Here is a 23,018-nt window from a genome sequence, read left to right as displayed (position 1 = left end):
CCGGCATGTAGACTGCAACGACAACATAGCCGCGAGGAAACGCCATGATCGTGATCATCGCCGCCCTGCTCCTGGGCATCGTCGCAGGCCTCCGGGCCATGACCGCGCCCGCCGTGCTGGCCTGGGCCGCGCAATTGGGCTGGGTTCACCTCGACGGCACCGCGCTGGCCTTCATGGGTTGGAAGTGGACGCCGTGGATCTTCACCCTATTGGCCATGGGCGAGCTGTTCACCGACCAGTTGCCGACCACACCCAGCCGCAAGGTACCCGTGCAGTTCGCCACCCGCGTGATCGTAGGCGGCTATTGCGGCGCGGCCCTGGGACTTGCCGCCGGCGTGCTGTGGGCAGGCTTGATCGCCGGCGTGGTCGGCGCAGTCATCGGTACGCTGGGCGGCGCCGCGGCGCGCGCCGGCATGGCCCGGGCCTTCGGCAGCGATCGCCCCGCCGCGATCATCGAAGACCTCGTCGCCATCGGTGGCGGCCTTGCCATCGTCTGCTGCCTCGGCCATGGCTGAGTCTTCCACGCAAGACTTCGACGCCATCGTCGTAGGGGCCGGCCAAGCCGGCCCCTCGCTGGCCGTGCGCCTGGCCCAGGCCGGCAAGCGCGTGGCGATCGTTGAAAGAAAGCTGGTGGGTGGCACCTGCGTCAACACCGGCTGCATGCCCACCAAGACCCTGGTTGCCAGTGCGCGGGTGGCGCGCCAGGTGGCGCGCGCCTCCGAATACGGCGTAGAGGTGGGTTCACCGGGCCCCTTCCGCCTGCCCGTGGCAATGGCCCGCGCGCATGCGGTGACCGACAAGGCGCGAACGGGGAATGAAACGTGGCTCGGCAATACCGAAGGCGTCGAGCTGATCCGCGGCCATGCAAGGTTTGTCTCCAGGGATACGCTTACCGTCGACGGCCGCCGCATCCGTGCGCCACAGATATTCCTCAATGTGGGAGGCCGCGCCGCGATCCCGGACTTTCCCGGGGTGGAAGACATCCAGTACCTCACCAATGTCTCGATCCTGCAGCTGGAAACATTGCCCCGGCACCTGGCCATCGTCGGCGGCAGCTACATCGGGCTTGAGTTCGCCCAGATGTTCCGCCGCTTCGGCAGCGAAGTAACGGTGATCGAGCGGCAGCCGTACCTGTTGCCCCGCGAAGACGCCGACATCTGCGATGCGATCAGACAGATGCTGCAGGCCGAAGGCATCACCGTACGGACCAACGCCAACTGCATCGCCTTGAAGCCCCATGCCGAAGGCATCTCGGCCCGGGTGGATTGCACCGAGGGCGCCCCGGACATCCTGGCCAGTCATGTATTGCTGGCCACCGGACGACGTCCGAACACCGACGATCTGGGCCTGGATGCCGCCGGCATCCGCGTGAACGATCGTGGCTACATCGAGGTGGACGACACGCTCGCCACCAATGTCCCGGGCATCTGGGCGCTGGGCGACTGCAATGGCCGCGGCGCATTCACTCATACCGCATACAACGATTTCGAGATCGTCGCGGCGAACCTGCTCGATGGCGACAGCCGCCGCCTGTCGCAACGCATCCCTGGCTACGCGCTGTACGTGGATCCGCCACTGGGCCGCGTCGGCATGAACGAAGCGCAGGCGCGTCAGGCAGGCCACGACGTGCTTGTATCGGTGCGGCCGATGTCACGGGTGGGCCGCGCCACGGAAATGGGCGAGACCACCGGCATGATGAAGCTCATTGCCGATGCGAAGACGCGCCTGATCCTTGGTGCGGCGATCCTGGGCATCGGCGGCGACGAAGCCATCCATGGCGTACTGGACATGATGAGCTCCAGCCGCACCGTCGATGACCTGCGCTGGGCCGTCCCCATCCATCCCACCGTTTCCGAGCTCTGGCCTACGGTGGCGTTGGGGCTGAGACCTCTGGGGTGAGGAGTGGGAGGGGGCAGTGATCGCCCTCACTACAGGCATGGGTGCCGATCGCTCTTCCCCACAACCCACCGTGGCGGCCGGAGGGAGGCGTCGGGTGGCTTTTTTCGGAACGCTTCCGCAGGAGGGCGAAGCCCGACGAGGACTTAGTGACGAAAAATGCCACCCGACGCCTCCCCGCGAAAGCCACCACACGCTACATCTGGCGGAACAGCGACATGTAGCCCTGGCTCACGGGCAGGGTTTCCTCGCGCCCCTTCAGACGTAGCGACCCATTGCCTGCGTCGTGGCGGATTACCGAGACCACCTGGGCCAGGTTCACGATGGTCGAGCGATGCACCTGGCGGAACAGCCGCGGATCGAGCCGGTCGAGCAATTCCCGGATCGAGGTACGGATCACCGCGTCGCCCTGCGCCGTCACCACGGTGGTGTACTTGTGGTTGGCGCGGAAGCAGACCACATCGCTGACCATGATCAGTTTGGTCTCGCGGCCCGCGCTGGCGGTGATCCACACCAGCGGCGAGACCACCGAGGCCGGGGTGGCTGCATTCAACTGATCGAGCACCGCACCACGCCGCTGCGCCTCGTCCATGGATGGCGTGTGGCGCCCCTGCAACCGGCGCACCGTGGCATCCAGGCGTTCGCGCTCGACGGGCTTGAGCAGGTAGTCCACCGCACCGGCCTCGAAGGCATTCACGGCGTACTGGTCGTACGCGGTGACGAATACGGGCAAGGTGGCCGGGCTCACCTCGGGAAGCGCCATCGCTACTTCCAGCCCGGTCATGCCAGGCATGCGGATATCCAGGAACGCGTAAGCAGGCTTGTGCGTGGCGATCGCCTCGAGCGCATCGGGACCGGAGTCGGCGGTGGCCAGGATCTCCAGCGCAGGCCAGGCTTCGCGCAACTGTGCCACCAGCGCCTCGCGCAGCAGTTCTTCGTCGTCGGCAACGATGCAGTCGATCATCATGCGTCCTCCGCCGGGATCTCACGCGGGATCTCGATACTTGCCACGACGCCACGGGGAATATTCGCCGTCACGCGCAGGCTGGCCGCGGCGCCATAAGTCAGGGCCAGGCGCTCGGTGATATTGCGCAAACCCACGCCCGTGCCCGAGCTGTCCTCGCGCAAGCCCTCGCCATCGTCGGCCACGCTGATGGTGATGTGGCCCATGCCGTTGCCGCCCCGGGCGTTGATCCACACCGTGCCGCCGGCCTCGCGCAGTTCCAGGCCGTGGCGGATGGCGTTTTCCACCAGGGTCTGCAGCATCATCGCCGGCAGCCGGATGCCTTCCAGTTCCGGCGGTACGTCGATCTCGATGTTGAGCCGCTCGCCCATCCGCACCTTCATGATCTCAAGGTATGAACGCGCCCGTTCCACCTCGCGCGCCAGCGGCGCGACGAAATTCCCTTCCTGCGGAAGCGAGCGGCGCAGGTAGGTGATCAGGTTGCCCAGCATCTCGTCGGCCTTGGCCGGCGATGAGCGGGTGAGCAGCTGCGCACTGGCCAGCGTGTTGTAGAGGAAATGCGGTTCCACCTGGGCGTTGAGCAGGTTCAGCCGCGCCAGCGCCAGCTCGCGCGTGGCGCGCACTTCACGCATCTCCTCGCGTTCCTGCCGCCGGCTTTCGCGCACCCGGCGGTTCAGCGCGCGGGCGATGGAGTCGGCATTGTCGATGTTCGCACCGTCGTCGACGAACAGCAGGTCCATCCATGGATCGGTCGCCGGTTCGCAAAGAAGGCGGATCGAAGAGGCCTCGTCGTCACCTACCACCTGCGCGCTCACGTGATCGACAGACAGGCGATGGCGCGGATTCGGAACGTGATGCTCCCCCTGGTCGCGGAAGCGGCGCGGCACGGTGGCGAAGAGCTGCAGGCTGTCACGAGCGGACTCGGTCACCCTCGCCCGGGGCAGTTCGCGCACGGCAGCTTCGAGCATGCCGAACGCCACTTCGGCGCCCACGGGCAGGTCGATCGTCCGCTGCTGGCGGATGGCCAAAGGCAGTGGGCCACCACCCGGGTGCAGCAGGCGGATGCGACGCACATGCACGATCACCCGCGCCATCTGCAGCAGCCAGGCACCCAGCATGGCCAGTATGAAAACCGACACCAGGAAGCCAGGCAGGAAATCGAAGCTCGACAGGATCGAGACGGCAATGGCGAAAACCACGCCCCAGGCGATGAAATGGCGGAAGACGAAGGAAAAGGCAGACATGGCGTTCTTCGGACCTGGTAGCGATGACGTGGCCAGCTTCCCCGCCCCCATCGCCGCGGCGCAAGGCCATTGCGACGAATGAAGGGCTGGGGGGCGCCAGCACACTGTGTTGGGGCTAATTCTTGGCCAGGTGCTTGTCGAAGAACGCCGCCATCACGGCGTAGGCCTCCTTCGACTCCGGAAGCTCCGGGTCTGAAAAGAACGAGTGCCACATGCCATCCCAGAGGTGCAGATCCACCTCCACGCCGGCCTGGGTCAGCAGGCGCTGGCTTTGCAGCAGCGAGCTCATGGCGAAGTCGCGGGTGCCGGAGATCAGCAAGGTCGGCGGGAATTTCTTCAGCATCGCCGGGTCGTTGGCTGGCAGCACCAGGGGATCGGTTTCATTGGCGCCGGCGAAGTACGGCAGGATGTGGATCGATACCGGCCCCTTGCCAATGGGATCACCACTGAGCACCGGCGATACGTAAGAGGAATCGCCCGCCAACGAGACAATGGCACTGCAGAACATGCCGATGGCACCTGGCACCTTGATGCCATCGTGGATCAATCGCGCCACCACCTCGCCGGTAAGGATGCCGCCGGCCGAACATCCGTAGATGCCGATGTTGGCGGCAGGGTGGGTTTTCAGAAGCTCCTTGTATACCGCTTCCACATCGTCGCTGGCGGCCGGGAACGTGTGGTCCGGACCCTGTCGATAATCGATGCTGATCACCTTGATGCGGCCCACGGCGGCCACGGGAATCGCCTCGACCAGGGCGCCGCTGTGCGCGCCCCAGAGGAATCCACCGCCGTGGAGGTTGATCAGCACGCGATACTTGTTGTCGCGCGCCACGCCATCGGCAGGCTCCACGACATCGGTGGCAACGCCGGCGATCACCGATGTGGACAATTTCACCTTGTAGAGCTTCTTCATCCGCTCCACGCGGTTGGCGTTGATCGCGTCGTAGAACTTGCGCGCAGGCTCGATGCCTTTGGAGAAATCCGGTGCCTGCTTGCCCTCGACCAGTATCTGGCGGAAGCGGGTCAACGCCTCCGGGGAGGCGTACGAGGAGAAAGGTACGGAGGCGGCCGGGAAGGCAATGGCGCCATCCGCGGCGGCTGGGGCGGGTGCCGCCGTCGACGAAGCTGGCGCCGCCGCGGAGGATGGCGACGGCGGCTGCGCCGCGAAGGCATGGGCCGCTACCGCCAGGCCCAATAGCCCTGAAAGGACTGACCGAATGCGCATGCAGGCTCCCCTTGCGGCAAATGTCCGCCTTCAAGCCTAGCAGGGCATGCAGCCCCTAGCGCGCCGGCATGAACCGACGGTTCCGAAGCAGCGCCGCCGAAACCAGGGAGACAATCACTCCCACGGGGAATATCTCGGCAAACGTCATTGGCCAGCGATAGAACGGGTTGGCGTACTGGACCTTGAACTGTTCCATCTCGGTCTTGAACTGCGCGAGGGCCGCGCCGGAGACACCCTTCGCCTCCTGCTGGGCGACCATGGCCCGGGCGTAGCTACCGGCGAAGTCGACGTGGGCAATAGCGCACGATGCCTCCCAGCAGACCACGTAAATCACCCCCGCGACGAAACTGATGCCAAGGCCCAGTCCCAATGCCTGCCAGAACCCGATCACTCCCCCCAGGTCCACGTCGCGCCGGCGCTTGATGGCGAGGAAAACCGCACTCAGGCCGATCAGCATCGTCAGATAGCCGATCAGCATGCCGTAATGCATCATCGTCTGGCCGCTCATGCTGAGCGTCATGACGGACATCGGCACACCGACCACGAAGCCTGCGATCAGGCCGTAGATCACGATAGTTCGAAGCATTTGAAACTCCCCTTGGGTCTGGTCTTGGGACGCATCAGAGCCCGGGACGACGGTGCAAATCCATCGCCCAAATGGGTGATTGGCGGAAAATCCCCCATTTTCATGGCATGTCAGGCAATGAGCCCGAGCTCACGCGCCCGGTTGACGGCGTCTGTCCGCCGCACCGCACCCAGTTTCTCGTAAAGGCGCGCCAGGTGCGTCTTGATCGTGTTGGGCGAGACCTCCAACCGGCGGGCGATCTCCTTGTTGGAATGGCCGGCCGCCAGTTCCTTCAACACGATCAGCTCACGCGGGCTGATACCGAGCGAGGCCACTGCCTGCGGATTGCCGTCGAACGGCGCCGCTTTCGGGCGGACCAGAAGCCTCGCGCCAAGGAAGACGCCGAGCGCCAGGAAGGCGACGGCGACAAGGGCAAGGTAGATGTCACCCGGTCGCGATCGGGCCAGGCGGTCGTACTCAAGCCATTGCAGCGCAAGCGCCCCAGCCGCCAGGGCCGCGCCGTACGCCGCTACCGATTTCCATAAGCCCCGCTTCATGGCGGGAGATTAGCGCCATTGGGGTGGTGTTGATCAGGGGTGCGGCGCGGATGGACTAATGCTTGCCACCCTTTGACCCCGGGCTAGATCCGACATCGCCCGGTTGCCCCGTCTTGGGCTTGTTCGGTTCGGGCAAAGGCTTGCCTTCCTGCCGCGCCTTCTTCTCGATGTCCTGGCCGGGCACGGCCGGCGGACGATTCTTTTCATTGGCCATGGCGCTGCCTCTGGTCGGTTGATGTCCAGTCCGACGCTAGGACCGCCGCCGTGCACACCCGGTGACCATTGCATAAAAAGCCCGGCGCCACCGAAGCGGCGCCGGGCTTTCAGCGCGGTGCGATCAACGGAAGATGTTGAACAGGCCGCTACGCAGGTAGATGTCGAAATTGGCCACGTTCAGGGTGCCGATGCCGGCGCCCGGCTCGTAGCCGCTCTTGCCGGCGTAGAACCAGTTGTCACCCGCCTTGATGTCGTTGAACGGCGTCAGGGCGCCGCTGCCGAACACCAGGTGCATCGCGTACACCTGCGGATTCCACAGGCCGATGCGATGGCCGGCGCTCTGCCGCAGCAGTGCACTGATGCCGTTCAACTGCGGTGCCACGAAGCTGGTTCCGCCGTTGCCTTCCGACACGCCGCCGTCCACGGTGGAAACCACGATGTAGCCGGTCTCCGGATCCGCATTGAGCGAGATATCAGGCAGGTTGCGGCCGGCGAACTTGGCCGGCAGTTTCAGGTAGGTGAAAGGACCATCCACGTCGTTGAAGGTAAGGGCCTGGTTCTTCTCGCTGGTCTTCACACCCGGCGTCAGCAGCTGGTACCACGGCGCGTGCCAATACACGCTCACGCCGCCACCGCCGCCCACGGAGAACACGCCGATATCTTCATTGAAATTCTTCTGGAAGTAGGTCTGGATGTAATCCCACCCCCAGACGCTTTCGTTCTTGATCTGCGCAGTCGGACCCGGGGTGACGCCATCGGGGCCGAGGAACGCAAACTTGAACGGACGCGTGGTGCCGCCAGCGCCGGTGATGTACGGATCCGACGCCGGCGAATCCACGCTCAACGGGGCGCTGAATTCGCCAGGGCCGGTACCGGTACCCAGGCCGCGCACGGTGTCGTACGCACCCGAGTCGCCGGTGGCCGCGAATACCGACTGACCCTGAGCCGCCGCTTCCATGAAGATCTGGTGGAAGAGCTGCAAGTCGCCAACGTCGGTGGTGTCCGTATCGCTGGCACCGTCGATGTTCAGCGCGGCGAAGTTGAACATTTCAGGCGAGCCCCAGCTGGTGGAGATGCTCTCGGCCTTGTTGTCCACCACCGCCTGGATGAAGGCATCGGTGAAGCCGTTGCCGGCATTCGGGGCGTCGTACACGATGATGTTGGCATCGGGCGCGAGGCCACCGGACTGCTCCACGTCCAGCGATGTCTCGCCGCTGCCGTCGTCGAATACGCCGCCGCCATCCACGAGCACGTGGGTGATGCGGTTCTTCTTGGTCTTAAGGCCAATGCCATCCCAGTACGCCTGGGCGTCGGCGGGGAAGAAGTTCGACAGCGTCACGATGGCGACCGTACTGCCCTTGCCGGTGATGCCGCGGTTATAGAGCGGGTTGATGTTGTAGAAGTTGGCAACGTCACCGACGGTGAACTCGCCTTCCACGCCCGAAGCCGTGGGGTTGCCCGAGGCGGCCTTGGCCGGCGTCGCGGACTTCGCAGCGAGCGTCTTGGCACTGAAGCTCGGCAGCGGCGGCGCGGCTCCAACCGCCCTGACACGATGCGAAACATACTTATGCTGGCTGGAAAGGCCGGTGGTTGCGATCACCAGGTTCGCCACGGCCGTCGGCAGCTTCACCGCAGTAGCGGGCTTGCGGAAGCGCTGGCCGGTTTCCACCGACGTGTAGTCGTGGAAGGAGGTACCGAAGGTCGCGCTCAACTGCGACAGGTTGCCGGTGGCGCGGATGGCCATGCGGTTGCCAAGCACTTCGGTCTGCAAGCCATTCTTCTTCAGGAACGATTGCACGGTGGCGAGATCCGCGTCACTGGCGCCGTACTGGTGGGCGAAGTCCGCGGTGGAGAGGAATTTTTGGAAATTCTTGTTGCCGGGCGTAACGGTGTCGCGGATGTACTTTTCGAGTGCGTCCTGGTTGCGCAAGCGCAGGGCGACCGTCACCGAACCCATCTGGTTGGTGTCGGATTTGCCATTGTCCACGGCGGGCAAGGCATCGGCGGCAAGCGTCACGCCGGCAAAGCCGGCCAGGCCGAGTGTGAGGGACGCTGCCAACAGCGTGCGGCGGAGATAGGTGCTCATCGGTACTTTTCCTTGAAGGCATTGAAAGCTGGCGCAAAGGCCGCCTCAACCTGCTCGATGAACACCGCACAAGGAATCACGCCGTACCAGCGCCGCTTATAAGGGGTCGAAAGACAGTGCGGACGCCCGTTACCAGGCGGCTGAGCAGGCACTGCGTCTGAAGACCCCTTGCACGACCTTTAAGTCTGGTGACCCCTCGTTACGAGCCCCATTCGCAGGCAGCGACGCCTCGGCCAGGCCGTATAGCGTTGCACTACCAAACCTTTGGAACCTCCCGGCGACACCCCGCGTCCCCTTCCCCCGGCAGAGCGTCGACTTTTTGACGCTAGCGCGTTTTACAAAGAATGTGGAGAGGGATTATTTTCATTTTTCGCCCCCTCACACGAAAATCAACCACTTACGTCGAAAAATAGGTCTTTCGGCGGAGGGCTTGCCGGGCGCCTTAGTCGGGCTTGAAGTCGAGCGCCACGCCGTTGATGCAGTAGCGAAGCCCAGTCGGCGGCGGGCCATCCGGAAAAACGTGGCCCAGGTGGCTGCCGCAGCGGCTGCAGTTCACTTCCACGCGGATCATGCCGTGGCTGGTATCGCGGGCCTCGTCCACCGCGCCGGGAGCGGGGGTGTCGAAGCTCGGCCAGCCCGTGCCGCTCTCGAACTTCTTGCCCGAGGCGAACAGCACCTGGCCGCAACCGGCGCAGGTGAAGCTGCCCTCGCGCTCTTCGTGCAGCAAAGCGCAGCTGCCTGGGCGCTCGGTGCCGTGGCCGCGCATCACCATGTACTGTTCGGGGGTAAGAAGGCGGCGCCATTCCTCGTCGGTATGGGTGACGGGGTAAGTCTTCTGTACGGTAGCCATGCCGTTGCTCCTTGGGGCCGGAGGGATCAACTCCCCAAGTGATAGCGCAGGGCAGGTTATTCAACCGCGAAGACGCCCCAGCACCCAGTGCGCCACCACGGCGAGGGGCAGGCCGAACAGGAACAGGTGGAAGGAAATGCTCATCGCCATGCGCCAGGGCACGTGCGTGGTCTGGAAGGGCGCCGCCGACAGTGGCAGGACCATCCAGTTCATCACCACGTACACCAGCAGCCCGTAGACGATGCCCCACAACGCGAAGTGCCGCGAGAGCGTGGCCGAACGCTGCACCGCAGCCACCCAGACACCGGCGAACACCAACGAGATCACCCAGTGCAATGCCGCGCCGAACACGGCACTGCCCATGCCACCCTCGAACGCCGGGCGACCCTCGATGCCGCTGGCGATCGACTGAAACACCTGCATCGGTGTGACGCCGAACGATTGCTGGATGGGAAGCGCCGGCACGATTTCGACGATCGCGGCCACCGTACCTGCGGCAAGCGTCGCCAAAAGCCATCGATTCATCGCACCCTCCCCGTTTGCGTTGAAACAAAATTACAGGCCAATTTCTTCGATCACAAGCCAATTGGCTCGCTTCGGCCGCAAGAAATTGGTCGTTTACTGGCAAGGTGTTGCGAAGGATGTTCCACCCCTACGGCATAAAGCCGACTTGGGGAAACGCCAACATGTCCGTACACAACCGCCGCCGCGCGCTGGCGCTGGGGCTCGCCCTTGCACTGGCAACACCGCATGCCTTCGCCCAGTCCAATGCTTCGGGCACGATCTTCGGACAGGTGCCGGCGCAAGCGGGTACCACCGTTCGCATCGCCAATGTCGACACGGGCCTCAGCCGCGACATCACCGCCGACAGTTCCGGGCGCTATCGCGCCGCATCGCTTCCCGTGGGCCGCTACACGGTAACCCTTGTGCAAGGCGGTGCAAACGTCGCCACGCGCGACAACGTCAACGTGACCATCGGCTCGGGCAGCGAGGTGTCGTTCGGCGGCGGCGAAGGCACCGCTGGCGCCAAGACGCTCGAGGGCGTGCAAGTGGTGGCCAACGCCCTTCCGGCAATCGACGTATCGACCACCGATTCACGTACCGTGCTTACCTCCGAGCAGTTGCAGAAAATTCCCGTGGCCAGGGATGTCACCTCCACCGCGCTGTTGGCGCCGGGCGTGGTATCGGGCGATTCGCGCTATGGCAATGTGATCAGCTTCGGCGGCTCCGCCGCATCGGAGAACGCGTATTACATCAACGGCTTCCCGGTCACCAATCCACTCACCTCGATCGGCCTGACACAACTTCCCTACGATGCGATCGACCAGCAACAGGTGCTGACCGGCGGCTACGGCGCCGAGTTCGGCCGTTCCACGGGCGGCGTGATCAACATCATCACCAAACGCGGCGGCAATACCTGGAAGGCTGGCGTGGCGGCGTACTGGTCGCCCGAGGCGCTGGAGGCCTCGCCGCGCAATATTTACGTGCCGCACAACGGCACGCCGATCGACGGCACGCTCAACCGCTACCAGAACGACAACAAGGACAACACATTCGAATACGGCGCCTACATCAGCGGACCATTGGTTGAAGACCGCCTGTTCGTCTACGCCACGGCCGAGATGACCCGCGCGCACGATGTGAACGTACAGGCCATTGGCGCGGCCGGCGGTTACAGGGAAAGCGAATTCCGCACGCCGCGATGGTTGGCGAAGATCGACTGGAACATCACCGACAACCATATCCTTGAGCTCACGGGCTTTTCCGACAAGACCAATGAGCAGCGCGACGCGTATGCCTTCGACTACACCACGCTCACCCATTCGGACGTACGGGCAAGCCGCACCAACCTGAAGAACGACCCCACGGTGGGGCCTGCAGGCCAGAATGGCGCGGACACGCATATCGCCAAATACACCGGCTACATCACCGACAACCTTACAGTCACGGCGCTGATTGGCAAGCAGACCAGCCAGCACGTGAACCTCATTTCCGGCTCCGATCCAACCTGCCCTTCGATCGGGGACAATCGCCCCGTGCCGCCGGACCAGATCATCAAGAGCTCCTGCCAGGCAGGAAGCGGCCCGGTGAGCGATGCCTTTACCCGTGACAGCACGCTGGCGCGGCGCCTGGACGTGGAATGGCGCCTGGGCAGCCACGATCTCCGGGCCGGCATCGACAACCAGGTACTTCGATCGGATACCGGCGCCGAAATTCCCGGCGGTTATGCCTGGGTATACAGCCACTCGGACGATCCGAATTCACCGGTCCTTCCCGCGCTTGGGGTGAACGGTGCGCCGGGCGGCAATGGCGACTATGTGGTGAAGAACTACAGCACCACGCTTGCCAATGTCACCGTGAAGCAGCAGGCACAGTATGTGGAGGACCGCTGGCAGATCGGCGACCGCTACCTGCTTTCCATCGGCCTGCGCAACGAGCAGTTCAGCAACTACAACAGCGACGGCATAGCATATGTAAAACAGCGTCATCAGTTGGCCCCGAGGCTCGGCGCCACCTGGGACGTGTACGGCGACTCCACGTTCAAGGTGTATGCCAACGCCGGGCGTTACCACATTGCCCTTCCCAACAATGTGGCTGTGCGCGGCGCATCAGGCTCCCTTATTACGCAGGAGTACTTCGCCTACACCGGGTTCGACCCGGTGACCGGGGTGCCTACCGGCCTAACTCCCCTGGGCCCGGGCCCGGTATCGGCAAACAACGAGTTCGGCGAGGCACCCGACCCGCATATCGTGGCCAAGAAAGGCATCAGCTCCCATTACCAGGACGAATACATCCTTGGTTTCGACAAGCAGCTGTCGCAGGAATGGAACTTCGGTGCGAAGGCCACCTACCGCAACCTGCGCAGCGCCATCGACGATTTCTGCGACCCGCGTCCTTTCGCCAACTGGGCGGTGCGCAATGGCTACGACCCCTCCAACACCGACAACTTCATCTGCGCGCTGTTCAACCCCGGACAGGGCGGTGAGTTCTACTACGACGTGGACGGCAATGGCACGCTCGAGGACATCAAGCTCAGCGCCAAGGACCTGGGCTACCAAAAACTCAAGCGCAAATACCTCGCGCTGGACACGTATCTGGAGCACCCCTTCGACGGCCGCTGGTACGGCCGCATCGACTACACGCTTTCGCACAGCTTCGGCAATGACGAAGGGCAATTGCTTTCCGACCTTGGACAGGCCGACGTGTCCCAGGTGCAGTCATGGGACTTCCCGGAGCTGATGATCGGCAGCAACGGTCCGCTGCCCAACGACCGCCGGCACCAGATCAAGGCATTCGGCTACTTCCAGGCAACCCCTGAATGGCTGTTCGGCGCCAACCTCTTCGTGGCCTCCGGCCGGCCGAAGAATTGCCTGGGCATCGATCCCGATCGCAACGACATCGCCTCGGGGTATGGCTCATCGTTCTTCTATTGCAACCTCGCCCATGCCAACCCGCCGGAGTACGAGTTCACACCACGCGGATCGCAAGGACGGCTGCCATGGACCTGGCGCCTTGATTTGAGCTCCACCTGGCGGCCTGCATTCGCCGATCACAAGCTGGGCTTCCGTGCCGATGTGTTCAACGTCTTCAACCACCAGGTCATCCAGAACATGAACGAACGGTTCAACACCGGCTCCACCACTTCATACGCACCAGCCTATGGACAGGCGGTCAGTTACAGCCAGCCACGCTCGTTCCGATTCTCAATGATGTACGACTTCTCGTTATAGGAAGCACATTGACCCCCTACCCCATAATGAAGGACAGTCCGACGTGAACGGGCCACCTTGGGGTAGGGGATTGTTCCTGGAGCTGGACGGCCGCGGGCCGCGACATGCGCAGTTGACACGCGCACTGAAGGAGGCGATCCGCTGTGGTCGCCTTCCGGCGCATACACGCCTGCCGCCCACGCGCGAGCTGGCCTTGAGCCTTGGGCTGTCGCGCAGCACGGCGCTGGCGGCCTACGAGCAGCTGCAGGCGGAGGGTTTCCTTGAAAGCCGCCAGGGTTCGGGGAGTTTCGTGGCTCCGCAACAGGTCGTTCCCACTGCATCAAAGGTTCCGCCCGCACGCGAAGTGGCGCCGCCCTCGCGCTATGTGGCGCGCCTGCGCGAAGGCATCGACCGCGCGGTAGGCAGGCGGCATTACGGCCTGCGTTACAACCTGCAATACGCCGAGCCACTGGTGCAACCGGGCCTGGCCGAACGCTGGAGCAAGGAGATCGCGCACGCCGCGGCCTATACCGATACCGACTATCCGCGCACGCAAGGGCTGCCGGCGCTTCGCGAAGGCATTTGCGACTACCTTGCACGGCGGCGCGGCGTGGTGGCCAGCCCCGACGATGTGATCGTCGTCAATGGCGCCCAACAGGCGTATTCCCTGTGCGCGCGCGTTCTACTGGACGAAGGCGACCGCGTGGCCCTGGAAGACCCGCACTATTTCTCCTCGTACCAGATCATGCGCGTCCATGGCGCGGAGATCGTGGGCGTGCGCACCGACGAAGATGGCATGGTCTGCGACGAGCTTCCCGCCGAGCCCGCGCGACTGGTATGCGTGACGCCTTCGCACCAGTTTCCCGGCGCCAGCCTGATGTCGTTGCCACGCCGCCTTCAATTGATCGCCTACGCCGAGAAACACGGCAGCTGGATCCTCGAGGACGACTACGACGGCGAGTTGCGCTTCGATGGCCACCCGTTGGCCGCCCTGCGCGCGCTGGACGAGGCCTCGCGGGTGATCTACGTGGGGACGTTCTCCAAGGTGCTGTTTCCCTCGCTTCGGCTGGGCTACATGGTGGTGCCGCCAGCCCTGCGGGACGATTTCCTTGCCGCCAAATGGCTGAGCGACATGGCCAGCCCCGCCATCGAACAGGCGGCGCTGGCAGCGCTGATCGCCGACGGCAGTTTCGAGCGATTCCTCCGTGCGGGAATAAAAGACCTGAAGCTCCGCCGCGACACCCTGATCGATGGCCTGCGCACGCACGTGGGCGACCGGCTGGAGCTCTACGATCCGCCGGCGGGCATGCATATCGTGGGCTGGTTCCATGGCATCGACGAGGCACACGCCGAGCGACTGATCGAGCACGCCGCGTCGCGCGGACTTGGCCTGCATCCGATGGCGCCGTTCTACCTTGATCCGCCGCCGCGGCCGGGATTGCTGATCGGCTACGCCGGCATGTCATGCGCGGAGATACGCGAGGCCACGCGCCTCTTCGGCAGTTGCCTGCGCGAGCTGGGCCTGTGAACACGGGCCTTGGGCGGATACGCAAACCTCCCTCGCCTTGCGCTATACAACCTTCTCTCAACCTACCCGTGACTGTCGCCATGAACCTGCGCCGACTCGCCCTTCCCGCCCTGCTGATGCTATCCGTGCAGGCCCACGCCACCGACATCGTGGTCTCGGCAGCCGCGTCGCTCACCAACGTCTTCGGCACCGTGGCCAAGGCCTATGAAAGCAAGCATCCTGGCACCCACGTGGTATTGAATTTCGCCGCCTCCGATGTGCTGCTGCAGCAGATCGCCAACGGCGCGCCTGCCGATGTATTCGCCTCTGCCGATGAAACCGCGATGGACAAGGCGCAGGCGCAAGGCCTGGTACGGAAAGACTCGCGTCGCGACTTCGCCGCCAACGAGCTGGTGTTGATCGTTCCCGCCGCCGGGAAATTCACTCCCGCGTCGCTCAACGACCTCACCTCGAGCGAGGTGGGCAAGGTGGCCATCGGCGATCCGGCCTCGGTACCGGTGGGCCGCTACACCAAGGCTGCCTTGGAAGCGGCAAAGCTCTGGGAACCGGTTTCGGCCAAAGCGGTATTGGCGCAGAACGTGCGCCAGGCTTTGGATTACGTGGCACGCGACGAAGTCGACGCCGGGTTCGTCTTTGCCACCGATGCCACGGTCGCCGCCGGCAAGGTGCGCGTGGCGATGCACGTTCCCACACCTACGCCGATCATCTACCCGCTGGCGGTGGTCGCGCAGTCGAAGCAACCGGCGCAAGCGCAGGCTTTTGCCGACTTCGTGCTTTCACCGGAGGGCCAAGGCCTGTTAGCCAAGGCCGGCTTCCACCATCCGTAGTCTGCAGCCGTAAGGACATTGAAGATGAAGGCTCCCCGCTACGCCGCTGCCATGGGTTCGATGCTGTTGCTGGTGGCAGGTCTCGCACAAGCCGGCAACCCGAAACTTCCGCCGGATCTTGCCAAGGCCGCGGCCGACTACGACCAGGCCCAGGTCCATTCCGACCGCGTGGGGCTGGAAAAGGCACTCGCCGACGACTGGGTACTGGCCAACAGCGCCGGCAAGACACAGACCAAGCAGGAGTTCATCGCCGAATCCGTGGCGCCGGGCTCAAGCGTGGAACCCTACACCGTGCAGGACGAAACGATCCGCGTGTGGGGCGACGGTGCGACGCTTGCGGGCCTTGTGGACTTCAAGGGCACGAGCGAAGGCAAGCCGTTTCAGGTGCGTATGCGCTTCGTCGACGTCTGGCGCAAGAAAGATGGCCGCTGGCAGGTGGTCTACACGCAGGCCGCGCGGGTTCCCTAAGCCCCGCCGCGATGGATACGACCGTCGCGGATCTCCAGTACTTCATCACCCAATGCATCGGCATCGGCGGGGTCGTGAGTGATCACGATCATGGGAAGGTCCAGGCTTGATTGCAGTTCGGCCAGCTCCTGCCGCAACCGGCCACGCAGGGCCGGATCCACCGCCGAGAACGGTTCGTCCAGCAGCAGGATGTCCGGGCCTGCGGCCAATGCACGGGCGAGCGCCGTGCGCTGGCGCTGGCCGCCCGACAACTGCGAGGGATAGCTGCGCACCACCGCTTCCAGTTCCAACGCACGGATCCAGCGTTCCGAAGCGTCGTCCATGCCGCCACGCGACGGATTGCGCAGGCCCGCGTTGCGACCGAAACGGATGTTCTGCGCCACCGTCAGGTGCGGGAACAGAGCGTAGTCCTGGAACAGGTAGCCACAGCGCCTGTCCTGGGCAGGAATATCCACACCCTGGTCCGACTCGAACAAGATGCGGCCGTTCACCACGATGCGCCCGTGGTCGGGCCGCAACAAGCCGGCAACCCCACGCAAGGTGAGCGTCTTGCCGGCGCCAGAAGGGCCGTAGATCACCAGGCGACGCTTGTCCGTGGCAAAGGCCACATCCAGTTCGAAGCGCCGATGTTCGCTGATGGCGACGTGGCGGATGGCAACCTGGATACTCATCGCCGGCGCCTTCCGGGCGCAAGCCTTCCGGCGATCAATAAGACCACCACGCAGGTCACCGAGGCCACCACCACCAGGGTGGTCGCGCCGGCATCGTCGCCAGCCTGCACCGCGGCGAAGATCGCAGTGGAAAGCGTTTGCGTGCGCCCGGGCATGTTGCCGGCGATCATCAGCGTTGCGCCGAATTCCCCCAATGCGCGCGCAAAGGCCAACAGCGCGCCGGCGGTGATGCCGCGCGACGCCAACGGCAACAGCACGCGGAAGAATATTGCCGGCCCGCGCAGGCCAAGCACGCGCGCGGCCGCTTCGTATTCGGTGTCGACGTTTTCGAAGGCCGCCTGCGCGGCCTTCTGGATCATCGGGAAAGCCACCAGGGTGGAGGCGATCACCGCGCCCTGCCAGGTGAAGACGGGACTCAAGCCCCAGTGGTCGAGCCACGCGCCCACGGTGCCGCGGCGACCGAGCAACACCAGCAGGTAGTAGCCCAGGACCGTGGGAGGCAAGACCAGCGGCAAGGTGAGCAATGAATCGATCAGGTCGCGCCAGCCCGAGCGCCAGCGCGACAGGCCATAGGCCACCGACACACCCAGTACCAGGTTGATGGCGGTGGCCCACAAGGCGACCTTCAACGACAGCAGCAGGGGTTGCAGGATGTCCAGGGCGTGCGCGTCCATCTATAGTCAGGCCCGGTCATGATCGCAAAAAAAGGACACGCCGATGCGCCGCCTGTTCGCCCTATGCCTGCTCGCCTGTTTCACGCTGGCATCGCACGCCGCCGATGCACCATCCATTCGGCTCATCGGGATCGGCAAGCCCGCGATCATCCTCGATAGCGCAGCCCTGGCTGCCATGCCGCGCACGACGGTACAGGCCGGCGCACATGGCGCGCCACCGACCGCCTGGGAAGGCGTATCGATGCTTGAACTCCTCCACCGGGCCGATGCCCCGCTGGACCAGGCCTTGCGCGGCCGCGCCCTGGCCAGCTTCGTCCGCGTCACGGCAAGCGATGGCTACCAGGTGGTTTTCAGCCTCAGCGAACTCGATGCCGCCTTCGGCGCGACAAAAGTGATCCTGGCCGATCACCATGAAGGCAAACCGCTGGACGCGAAGGACGGCCCTTTCCGCTTGATCGTGCCGGGCGACAGCCGCCCCGCGCGGTGGGAGCACGGCGTGATATCGATCGAAGTGGTTGACGGCAGCACCACCACCCGCGCATCCGGGAAGCCTGACTGACCGCAGACGCGGGGGTTCGCGCTCAGCGCCCCCGCACGTGCAGCCAGCGCGTGCGCCGTTTGATCGTCCGCAGCACCACGAACGACAGCGCCCCCAGGCCCAGGGCCCATAGCCAGATGCCGTCGTCATCAAGCCAGGCCGACCACGACTGCCTCTCGATGAGAAGATCCCGCACGGCTTCCAGGACAAAGAAGGCCAGTGCCACGCCGAGCACCCCGTTATATTCCCGGCGAAGGACGGTACGGCCGCTGAGCGGAAGATTGGGCCTTCGCCAGCGCGAAAAGTCGGGGACGAAGGCCGGCGTCTGCGAAGCCCAGTGGACATAGGCCTGGCCGTAAAGGTCTGCCAGGAAGCGCTCCTCGGCCGCCACGATGCGCTCGATGGCCAGCGCATACAGGGCAAGCGCCAGCAAGGTGAACCACAAGGAGCCCGTGGCAACGCACAGGCCCATGACTACCACGCCATTGGCCAGGTACAGCGGGTGCCGAACCAGTGAGTACGCGCAATCCGTGTTGAGCGTCGCCGCGCGCTGCTCGCGCGTGTTCCGGCCCGAGGTATCCGCAGGCACATAGCCCACGGTGAGCCATCGCATCACCAATCCAAAGATCGATACCACCATGCCCAGCACAGTGATGTCGTCGGTCATCGCGTCCCCCAACGTGTTCCCGGGCGTACCCGGCCACAACAAGGCGGCGGCAAGGCACGGCACGATAATTACGCCCATGCCGCCACGATGGCGGAACAGCCATTCACCCTGTGCTTCGATGGATTCGGTCATGCGGCGCGGCATGGGCAGCTCTTTGGCGACGGCACGCCTACTTTCGCCCGGCCAGCTTAAAGCTGGCTTTCGCGCGTCCGCCGATAGGGAATTTCCACCCGCACCCGCAGGCCGCGGCCAAAGGAGGAATCGAGCAGTTCAATGCTCGCGCCGTGGAGGTCCGCCGCGCGCTTGACGATCGACAGGCCCAGGCCATACCCATCGCCAGCCCCGGCGAGCTCACGGTGAAAACGCGTAAAGACCGCCGCACGCCGTTCCGGCGGGATGCCTGGCCCGTCGTCGCTCACTTCAATCGACGCCCACGATGGCGATGCGGAGATACGGATATCGACCTGGCCGTCGTCGTCGACGTGCCGCAGGGAATTTTCCACCAGGTTCCGCACCAGGGCCTTGAGGGCGGCGTCGTGGCCCTGCACCACCACGGAAGGATCGGACGAGGACACGCCCACCTGCACGTGGCTGCCGTCGATGGCATGGGAGAGTTCCTCGATGGTCTCCCTCACGCACTCCACCAGGTCCACGTCCGTCGCGGAGCTGCCGGCCGCACCGGATTCCAGGCGGGCCAACGACAAGAGTTGTCCGATGCGCCGCGCCAGCAGCCGGCCACCCTTGCGCGCGGCATTGATTCGCTGCGTGCGCACCGTGTCGTCGGCGGTCGCCAGGGCGTTGTCCAGGTGCACCAGGGTGGCGGCAAGGGGGGTGCGCAGTTCGTGGGCGACATCGGCACTGAAGCGGCGCTCACGCTCGAGCGAATCCTCCAGGCGTTCGAGCTGGCCGTTGATCGCCGCCACCACCGGCACCAGTTCGGCCGGTGCATGGGCCAATTCCACGCGCCCGCGATTGCCAGGCTCGCGCCCGGACAGCAACGAAGCCAATTGATCGAGTGGCCGAAGGCCGCGCGCCACCGCCCAGTTGATCAGCAACGCCAGCAACGGCAGGCCGAACAGCAACGGAAGCGCGTGCTCGATCATCAGCCCGTGCATGATCTCGTTGCGGCTGTCGTGGCGCTCGGCCACGCGGATGGTCGGGCCATCGGTGGCGCCGCGAAGGGTAAATACGCGCCAGTCGTGGCTATCGAAGCGGACATCGCCGAAACCCACTGTCATCGGCGCCGGTGCCGGCAACATGGCAAGGTTGCTCGTGTACATCCGCCGATGGCCCTGGGCGTCGTAGATCTGGAAGCCCACTTCGGTTTCGAAACGATGTCCTTCGACGTCGATCTGGGTGGGTGTACCGGAAGGCGACACCGGCATGGCAAAGCCGGTGTCGCCACCGCCATCCACCAGTACCTGCAAAGTGCGCGCCGACTGCGCCAGCCGGCCGTCGGACAGCTCGATCACTTCGTCAAGCGTGTGCATGTAGCTGGCTGTGCCCAGCACCACCAGCACGGCCGCGACCACCGCGAGGTTAAGCCAGCGCAGGCGGCCGCGGATGCTGGGCATCATCATTCGGCGTCCCGCGGCACCATGTAGCCCACGCCGCGCACGGTGCGGATGATATCGGGCCCAAGTTTTCGGCGAAGGCCATGCACATGCACTTCGATGGCATTGCTTTCCACGCCTCGCTCAAGCCCGTACAGCGATTGCTCCAGGCTCTCGCGGCGGACGATTCGTCCGGCACGTTCCATCAACACGCGCAACAAGGCGAACTCCCGTGGGGTAAGGGCGAGTTTTTCGCCGTGGTGCTCCACCTGGTAGCTGGCCAGGTCCAGTGAGAGCGCGCCGACCACGATTCGGTTGGCGGCAAGGCCATGCGCACGCCGCGTGACCGAACGGATGCGCGCTGCCAGTTCCTCGACATGGAAAGGCTTGACCAGGTAATCGTCCGCACCGGCGTCCAGGCCCGCCACCCGCGCCTGCAGGGTGTCGCGGGCGGTCATGATCAACACCGGCGTGCCGATGTTGGCCCGGCGTGCCTCGGCCAACAGTTCCAGGCCATCGTGGCCCGGCAGGCCAAGATCAAGCAGGACCAGATCGGTGCCGGTGTCGCGCAAGGCTTGCCGTGCCGTGCGGCCGTCGCGCACCCATGTCACTGCATGCGACATGGCTTGCAGCGACTGCTCAATGGCTGAGCCGAGCGACAGGTCATCCTCGACCAGCGTGACGTGCAAGCGGGCGATCCTCATGGCAATGGCACAACGGCGCCATTCTCCGCCCGCTTGCTTAGGCGCTACTTAAAAGCGTCATGAGGCTTTAATGATGAGCTAAGGCAAGCTGCCTAGGCTTGGCCCATCCCCCGGCAAGGCAGCTTCCATGCCCGTTTCCGACCAGCCCGTACCCAACCCGCCGGCCCCGGCCGTGGCGGCGGGCACCGAACCGTTCCATGGCCATCTGCACGGAAAGCGCCGACGCATGGTTCGACGCGCCCTGGACCGGCTGCTGGGCCAGGTGGCCAGTGTCGCTCCCGGGACCCTGCCGACCACGGGCATCCATCGCGTGCTGGTGCTGCGGCCGAACCATCGGCTGGGCAACATGCTGCTGGTCGCGCCCTTGCTGGCGGAACTCGAGCGCCTTTATCCGGGCGCAGAGGTCGATATCGTAGGAGCAGGACAGGCGGCGGCAACGGTATTCACCGGATACCCAACAGTGCGCGCGATCGAGAACCTGCACCAACGCATCGTGCGCCACCTGCCAGCCACGTTCGCCCTGTTGGGGCGGCTGCGCAAAACCACCTACGACCTGGCCATCGATGCCGGCGGCGGCTCGCAGTCGGGCCGGCTGTTGCTCGCCCTGTCGCGCGCCCGCTACAAGCTGGACTGCGCCGAATCATCCACACCCGATCCCCATCGTCCGCGCCATCTGGCGCAACGGCCGGTACATGCCTTGAGGCGCGCCTATGCGGGCGATGCCGCCGGTGCGTGGCCAGTGATGGACCTTCGCCTGGACGACCACGAACGCATGCGCGGACGGCACCTGCTGCTGAAGGTGCTGGGCGCCCTCGCGCCGGGACCCGATTCCCTGGTGGTGGCGATCTTTGCCAATGCCACGGGGCCCAAGCGCCAGGGCACGGAATGGTGGAACACATTCATCGGCGCACTCGAGGTTCCCGGCCGGGACATCCGCATCGTGGAGATCGTGGCTGCCCATGCCGTTTCGCAGTTGCAGTCACGCCACGCTACCTTCTATTCCCGGGACTTGCGCAAGATGGCTGCCGTGATCGGGGCAGCCGATGTCTTCATCAGCGCCGATTGCGGCGTGATGCACCTGGCCGCGGCCAGTGGCGTGCGCACCTTCGGCTTGTTCTCCGTCACCGATGCAGGCAAGTACGCACCCTACGGCAACGGCAGCGCGGCCATTGATAACCGCAGCGGCGATCCGCTGGCGGCGGCGCGATTCATCCGGGCCAACCTGATGGGACTGTTGAACTCCTAGCGTCGTGCCCTACGCCGCCGGCGCAGCGTTTGCCGGTCGTTGCGGAAGCAGCCATATCCCTAACGCCATGACGGCCAGCAGCACGGCCGAGGCGGTGAAGCGGCTGAAGGCCAGGCCGCCGTGATCCAAGGGCTTGTCGAGGAAATCGCCCACCACCGCGCCCAGCGGCCGGGTCACGATGAATGCAATCCAGAACAGCACCGTGCGCGGGACGGCCGTCAAGAAGTACGCCACGGCGACCACCAGAAGGATGACGCCGAAGATCATCGCGCTGGCGAGATAACCCAGTCCCTGGGTGTCGGCGGTCCAGTCGCCCAGGGCGGTGCCCAGCGTCTGCGACAGCATTACCGTGACCCAGTAGAACCATTCCGCCCGTGCGGAAACAACCGTATTCACCGACACCGAACCCATCACCCCGCGCCAGGTGACCAGCGATGCCAGCAACAACACCAGCAGCAACGAAGCACCGCCGGGATAACCCAGGCCAAGGGAGCGGTCGGCAAAGTCCGCCAGCGTCGTCCCCACCGTAGTGGTGGCAACGATGGTGGCCCAATACAGCCACGGCTGCAGTTTCGCCGCACGAACTTGCGCGATCACGAAGGCAACGAACAGGCAGGCGAAGATGCACGTCCCCACCAGGTAGCCCAGGCCCAGCGACATCGACACCGCATCGCCGCCGGTTTCACCCAGGGTGGTCGCCGCGATCTTCAGGATCCAGAATCCGAAAGTAATTTCGGGAACCTTGCTTGGCCGATCGTTTGTTGCTGGCTGCATGCCACTCGCTTCGCGTCCGAACGGACACATCCTAGCCGTCGATGCTTATGTGAAC

23 protein-coding genes are annotated in these 23,018 nt (G+C 64.7%); 8 read left to right on the top strand and 15 right to left on the bottom strand.

Features of this window, described 5'->3' with window-relative positions; genetic code table 11:
• Positions 1–44 precede the first annotated feature (44 nt).
• Both NDK18_RS15580 and NDK18_RS15575 read left to right on the top strand, forming a co-directional pair.
• Positions 45–515, top strand: a complete 471-nt coding sequence (locus NDK18_RS15580) for a DUF4126 family protein (RefSeq protein WP_250626334.1) — start codon at positions 45–47, stop codon at positions 513–515.
• Entirely contained in the window at positions 508–1,899 is a 1,392-nt protein-coding gene (locus tag NDK18_RS15575) for an FAD-containing oxidoreductase (RefSeq protein ID WP_250628290.1), read from the top strand. The genes NDK18_RS15580 and NDK18_RS15575 overlap by 8 nt, the downstream gene beginning before the upstream one ends.
• 193 nt (positions 1,900–2,092) lie before the next feature.
• Here NDK18_RS15575 and NDK18_RS15570 read toward each other — a convergent pair whose 3' ends face one another.
• The 9 genes from NDK18_RS15570 to NDK18_RS15530 form a co-directional block, all read right to left on the bottom strand.
• On the bottom strand, positions 2,093–2,863 hold the full coding sequence (locus NDK18_RS15570) for a LytR/AlgR family response regulator transcription factor (protein WP_250628289.1): 771 nt from the start codon (positions 2,861–2,863) through the stop codon (positions 2,093–2,095).
• Positions 2,860–4,104, bottom strand: coding sequence for a sensor histidine kinase (locus tag NDK18_RS15565; RefSeq protein ID WP_250626331.1), 1,245 nt, complete (start codon positions 4,102–4,104; stop codon positions 2,860–2,862). The genes NDK18_RS15570 and NDK18_RS15565 overlap by 4 nt, the downstream gene beginning before the upstream one ends.
• 115 nt (positions 4,105–4,219) lie before the next feature.
• Positions 4,220–5,329, bottom strand: coding sequence for an alpha/beta hydrolase (locus tag NDK18_RS15560; protein ID WP_250626330.1), 1,110 nt, complete (start codon positions 5,327–5,329; stop codon positions 4,220–4,222).
• Positions 5,330–5,384: 55 nt separating this feature from the next.
• Positions 5,385–5,915, bottom strand: coding sequence for a DUF4199 domain-containing protein (locus NDK18_RS15555; RefSeq protein WP_250626329.1), 531 nt, complete (start codon positions 5,913–5,915; stop codon positions 5,385–5,387).
• 110 nt (positions 5,916–6,025) lie between these two features.
• Positions 6,026–6,451, bottom strand: a complete 426-nt coding sequence (locus tag NDK18_RS15550) for a response regulator transcription factor (RefSeq protein WP_250626328.1) — start codon at positions 6,449–6,451, stop codon at positions 6,026–6,028.
• A gap of 55 nt (positions 6,452–6,506) precedes the next feature.
• Positions 6,507–6,665: a hypothetical protein gene (locus tag NDK18_RS15545; RefSeq protein ID WP_250626327.1), complete on the bottom strand. Its 159-nt coding sequence runs from the start codon at positions 6,663–6,665 to the stop codon at positions 6,507–6,509.
• A gap of 123 nt (positions 6,666–6,788) precedes the next feature.
• Complete coding sequence (locus NDK18_RS15540; protein ID WP_250626326.1) at positions 6,789–8,753, bottom strand: S53 family peptidase; 1,965 nt, start codon at positions 8,751–8,753, stop codon at positions 6,789–6,791.
• A 442-nt stretch (positions 8,754–9,195) separates the two neighbouring features.
• Positions 9,196–9,603 carry a peptide-methionine (R)-S-oxide reductase MsrB gene (gene msrB / locus NDK18_RS15535; protein WP_250626325.1) on the bottom strand — a complete coding sequence of 136 codons (408 nt, stop codon included), beginning with the start codon at positions 9,601–9,603 and terminating at the stop codon, positions 9,196–9,198.
• Between the two features lie 60 nt (positions 9,604–9,663).
• Positions 9,664–10,128: a hypothetical protein gene (locus NDK18_RS15530; protein WP_250626324.1), complete on the bottom strand. Its 465-nt coding sequence runs from the start codon at positions 10,126–10,128 to the stop codon at positions 9,664–9,666.
• Between the two features lie 161 nt (positions 10,129–10,289).
• Here NDK18_RS15530 and NDK18_RS15525 point away from each other — a divergent pair, with 161 nt between their 5' ends.
• The 4 genes from NDK18_RS15525 (at position 10,290) to NDK18_RS15510 (ending at position 16,136) form a co-directional block, all read left to right on the top strand.
• A complete protein-coding gene (locus tag NDK18_RS15525; RefSeq protein ID WP_250628288.1) occupies positions 10,290–13,334 on the top strand; it encodes a TonB-dependent receptor in 3,045 nt (1,014 codons plus the stop codon).
• Between the two features lie 43 nt (positions 13,335–13,377).
• Positions 13,378–14,841, top strand: coding sequence for a MocR-like pyridoxine biosynthesis transcription factor PdxR (gene pdxR / locus NDK18_RS15520; protein WP_250626322.1), 1,464 nt, complete (start codon positions 13,378–13,380; stop codon positions 14,839–14,841).
• Between the two features lie 86 nt (positions 14,842–14,927).
• Entirely contained in the window at positions 14,928–15,668 is a 741-nt protein-coding gene (gene modA / locus NDK18_RS15515; RefSeq protein ID WP_250628441.1) for a molybdate ABC transporter substrate-binding protein, read from the top strand.
• 24 nt (positions 15,669–15,692) lie between these two features.
• Complete coding sequence (locus NDK18_RS15510) at positions 15,693–16,136, top strand: nuclear transport factor 2 family protein (RefSeq protein ID WP_250628287.1); 444 nt, start codon at positions 15,693–15,695, stop codon at positions 16,134–16,136.
• On the opposite strand, the gene NDK18_RS15505 is transcribed toward NDK18_RS15510, so the two are convergent.
• Both NDK18_RS15505 and modB read right to left on the bottom strand, forming a co-directional pair.
• Positions 16,133–16,807, bottom strand: coding sequence for an ATP-binding cassette domain-containing protein (locus tag NDK18_RS15505; RefSeq protein ID WP_250628286.1), 675 nt, complete (start codon positions 16,805–16,807; stop codon positions 16,133–16,135). The genes NDK18_RS15510 and NDK18_RS15505 overlap by 4 nt on opposite strands.
• The gene (gene modB / locus NDK18_RS15500) at positions 16,804–17,481 is read right to left on the bottom strand and encodes a molybdate ABC transporter permease subunit (RefSeq protein ID WP_250628285.1); all 678 of its coding nucleotides are present in this window, start codon (positions 17,479–17,481) and stop codon (positions 16,804–16,806) included. Before modB ends, NDK18_RS15505 begins: the two co-directional genes overlap by 4 nt.
• Positions 17,482–17,524: 43 nt before the next feature.
• Here modB and NDK18_RS15495 point away from each other — a divergent pair, with 43 nt between their 5' ends.
• Positions 17,525–18,040, top strand: a complete 516-nt coding sequence (locus NDK18_RS15495; protein ID WP_250626318.1) for a molybdopterin-dependent oxidoreductase — start codon at positions 17,525–17,527, stop codon at positions 18,038–18,040.
• A 22-nt stretch (positions 18,041–18,062) separates the two neighbouring features.
• On the opposite strand, the gene NDK18_RS15490 is transcribed toward NDK18_RS15495, so the two are convergent.
• The 3 genes from NDK18_RS15490 to NDK18_RS15480 are packed head-to-tail and all read right to left on the bottom strand — an operon-like array spanning position 18,063 to position 20,928.
• Complete coding sequence (locus tag NDK18_RS15490) at positions 18,063–18,830, bottom strand: methyltransferase family protein (protein WP_250626317.1); 768 nt, start codon at positions 18,828–18,830, stop codon at positions 18,063–18,065.
• Positions 18,831–18,874: 44 nt separating this feature from the next.
• Positions 18,875–20,266, bottom strand: a complete 1,392-nt coding sequence (locus NDK18_RS15485) for a sensor histidine kinase (protein ID WP_250628284.1) — start codon at positions 20,264–20,266, stop codon at positions 18,875–18,877.
• Positions 20,263–20,928, bottom strand: a complete 666-nt coding sequence (locus tag NDK18_RS15480; protein WP_250626685.1) for a response regulator — start codon at positions 20,926–20,928, stop codon at positions 20,263–20,265. Before NDK18_RS15480 ends, NDK18_RS15485 begins: the two co-directional genes overlap by 4 nt.
• Positions 20,929–21,070: 142 nt before the next feature.
• Between NDK18_RS15480 and NDK18_RS15475 the strand changes: the two genes are divergently transcribed.
• Positions 21,071–22,189, top strand: coding sequence for a glycosyltransferase family 9 protein (locus tag NDK18_RS15475; RefSeq protein WP_250628283.1), 1,119 nt, complete (start codon positions 21,071–21,073; stop codon positions 22,187–22,189).
• A gap of 9 nt (positions 22,190–22,198) precedes the next feature.
• Here NDK18_RS15475 and NDK18_RS15470 read toward each other — a convergent pair whose 3' ends face one another.
• Positions 22,199–22,963: a COG4705 family protein gene (locus tag NDK18_RS15470; RefSeq protein ID WP_250628282.1), complete on the bottom strand. Its 765-nt coding sequence runs from the start codon at positions 22,961–22,963 to the stop codon at positions 22,199–22,201.
• Between the last annotated feature and the right edge of the window lie 55 nt (positions 22,964–23,018).

The sequence above is a fragment of the Pinirhizobacter soli genome, assembly GCF_015905305.1.
In the GTDB taxonomy this organism is placed as follows: Bacteria; Pseudomonadota; Gammaproteobacteria; order Xanthomonadales; family Rhodanobacteraceae; genus Pinirhizobacter; species Pinirhizobacter soli.
The sequence above is the reverse complement of the archived record's forward strand: the minus strand, read 5'-3'. Positions and strand labels throughout refer to the sequence as shown.

Bases quoted from the DNA above. Each gene is read 5' to 3' on its own strand.
- NDK18_RS15580 (WP_250626334.1), top strand. From the start codon at position 45: ATGATCGTGATCATCGCCGCCCTGCTCCTGGGCATCGTCGCAGGCCTC.
- NDK18_RS15575 (WP_250628290.1), top strand. From the start codon at position 508: ATGGCTGAGTCTTCCACGCAAGACTTCGACGCCATCGTCGTAGGGGCC.
- NDK18_RS15570 (WP_250628289.1), bottom strand. From the start codon at position 2,863: ATGATGATCGACTGCATCGTTGCCGACGACGAAGAACTGCTGCGCGAG.
- NDK18_RS15565 (WP_250626331.1), bottom strand. From the start codon at position 4,104: ATGTCTGCCTTTTCCTTCGTCTTCCGCCATTTCATCGCCTGGGGCGTG.
- NDK18_RS15560 (WP_250626330.1), bottom strand. From the start codon at position 5,329: ATGCGCATTCGGTCAGTCCTTTCAGGGCTATTGGGCCTGGCGGTAGCG.
- NDK18_RS15555 (WP_250626329.1), bottom strand. From the start codon at position 5,915: ATGCTTCGAACTATCGTGATCTACGGCCTGATCGCAGGCTTCGTGGTC.
- NDK18_RS15550 (WP_250626328.1), bottom strand. From the start codon at position 6,451: ATGAAGCGGGGCTTATGGAAATCGGTAGCGGCGTACGGCGCGGCCCTG.
- NDK18_RS15545 (WP_250626327.1), bottom strand. From the start codon at position 6,665: ATGGCCAATGAAAAGAATCGTCCGCCGGCCGTGCCCGGCCAGGACATC.
- NDK18_RS15540 (WP_250626326.1), bottom strand. From the start codon at position 8,753: ATGAGCACCTATCTCCGCCGCACGCTGTTGGCAGCGTCCCTCACACTC.
- msrB (WP_250626325.1), bottom strand. From the start codon at position 9,603: ATGGCTACCGTACAGAAGACTTACCCCGTCACCCATACCGACGAGGAA.
- NDK18_RS15530 (WP_250626324.1), bottom strand. From the start codon at position 10,128: ATGAATCGATGGCTTTTGGCGACGCTTGCCGCAGGTACGGTGGCCGCG.
- NDK18_RS15525 (WP_250628288.1), top strand. From the start codon at position 10,290: ATGTCCGTACACAACCGCCGCCGCGCGCTGGCGCTGGGGCTCGCCCTT.
- NDK18_RS15510 (WP_250628287.1), top strand. From the start codon at position 15,693: ATGAAGGCTCCCCGCTACGCCGCTGCCATGGGTTCGATGCTGTTGCTG.
- NDK18_RS15505 (WP_250628286.1), bottom strand. From the start codon at position 16,807: ATGAGTATCCAGGTTGCCATCCGCCACGTCGCCATCAGCGAACATCGG.
- modB (WP_250628285.1), bottom strand. From the start codon at position 17,481: ATGGACGCGCACGCCCTGGACATCCTGCAACCCCTGCTGCTGTCGTTG.
- NDK18_RS15495 (WP_250626318.1), top strand. From the start codon at position 17,525: ATGCGCCGCCTGTTCGCCCTATGCCTGCTCGCCTGTTTCACGCTGGCA.
- NDK18_RS15490 (WP_250626317.1), bottom strand. From the start codon at position 18,830: ATGCCGCGCCGCATGACCGAATCCATCGAAGCACAGGGTGAATGGCTG.
- NDK18_RS15485 (WP_250628284.1), bottom strand. From the start codon at position 20,266: ATGATGATGCCCAGCATCCGCGGCCGCCTGCGCTGGCTTAACCTCGCG.
- NDK18_RS15475 (WP_250628283.1), top strand. From the start codon at position 21,071: ATGCCCGTTTCCGACCAGCCCGTACCCAACCCGCCGGCCCCGGCCGTG.
- NDK18_RS15470 (WP_250628282.1), bottom strand. From the start codon at position 22,963: ATGCAGCCAGCAACAAACGATCGGCCAAGCAAGGTTCCCGAAATTACT.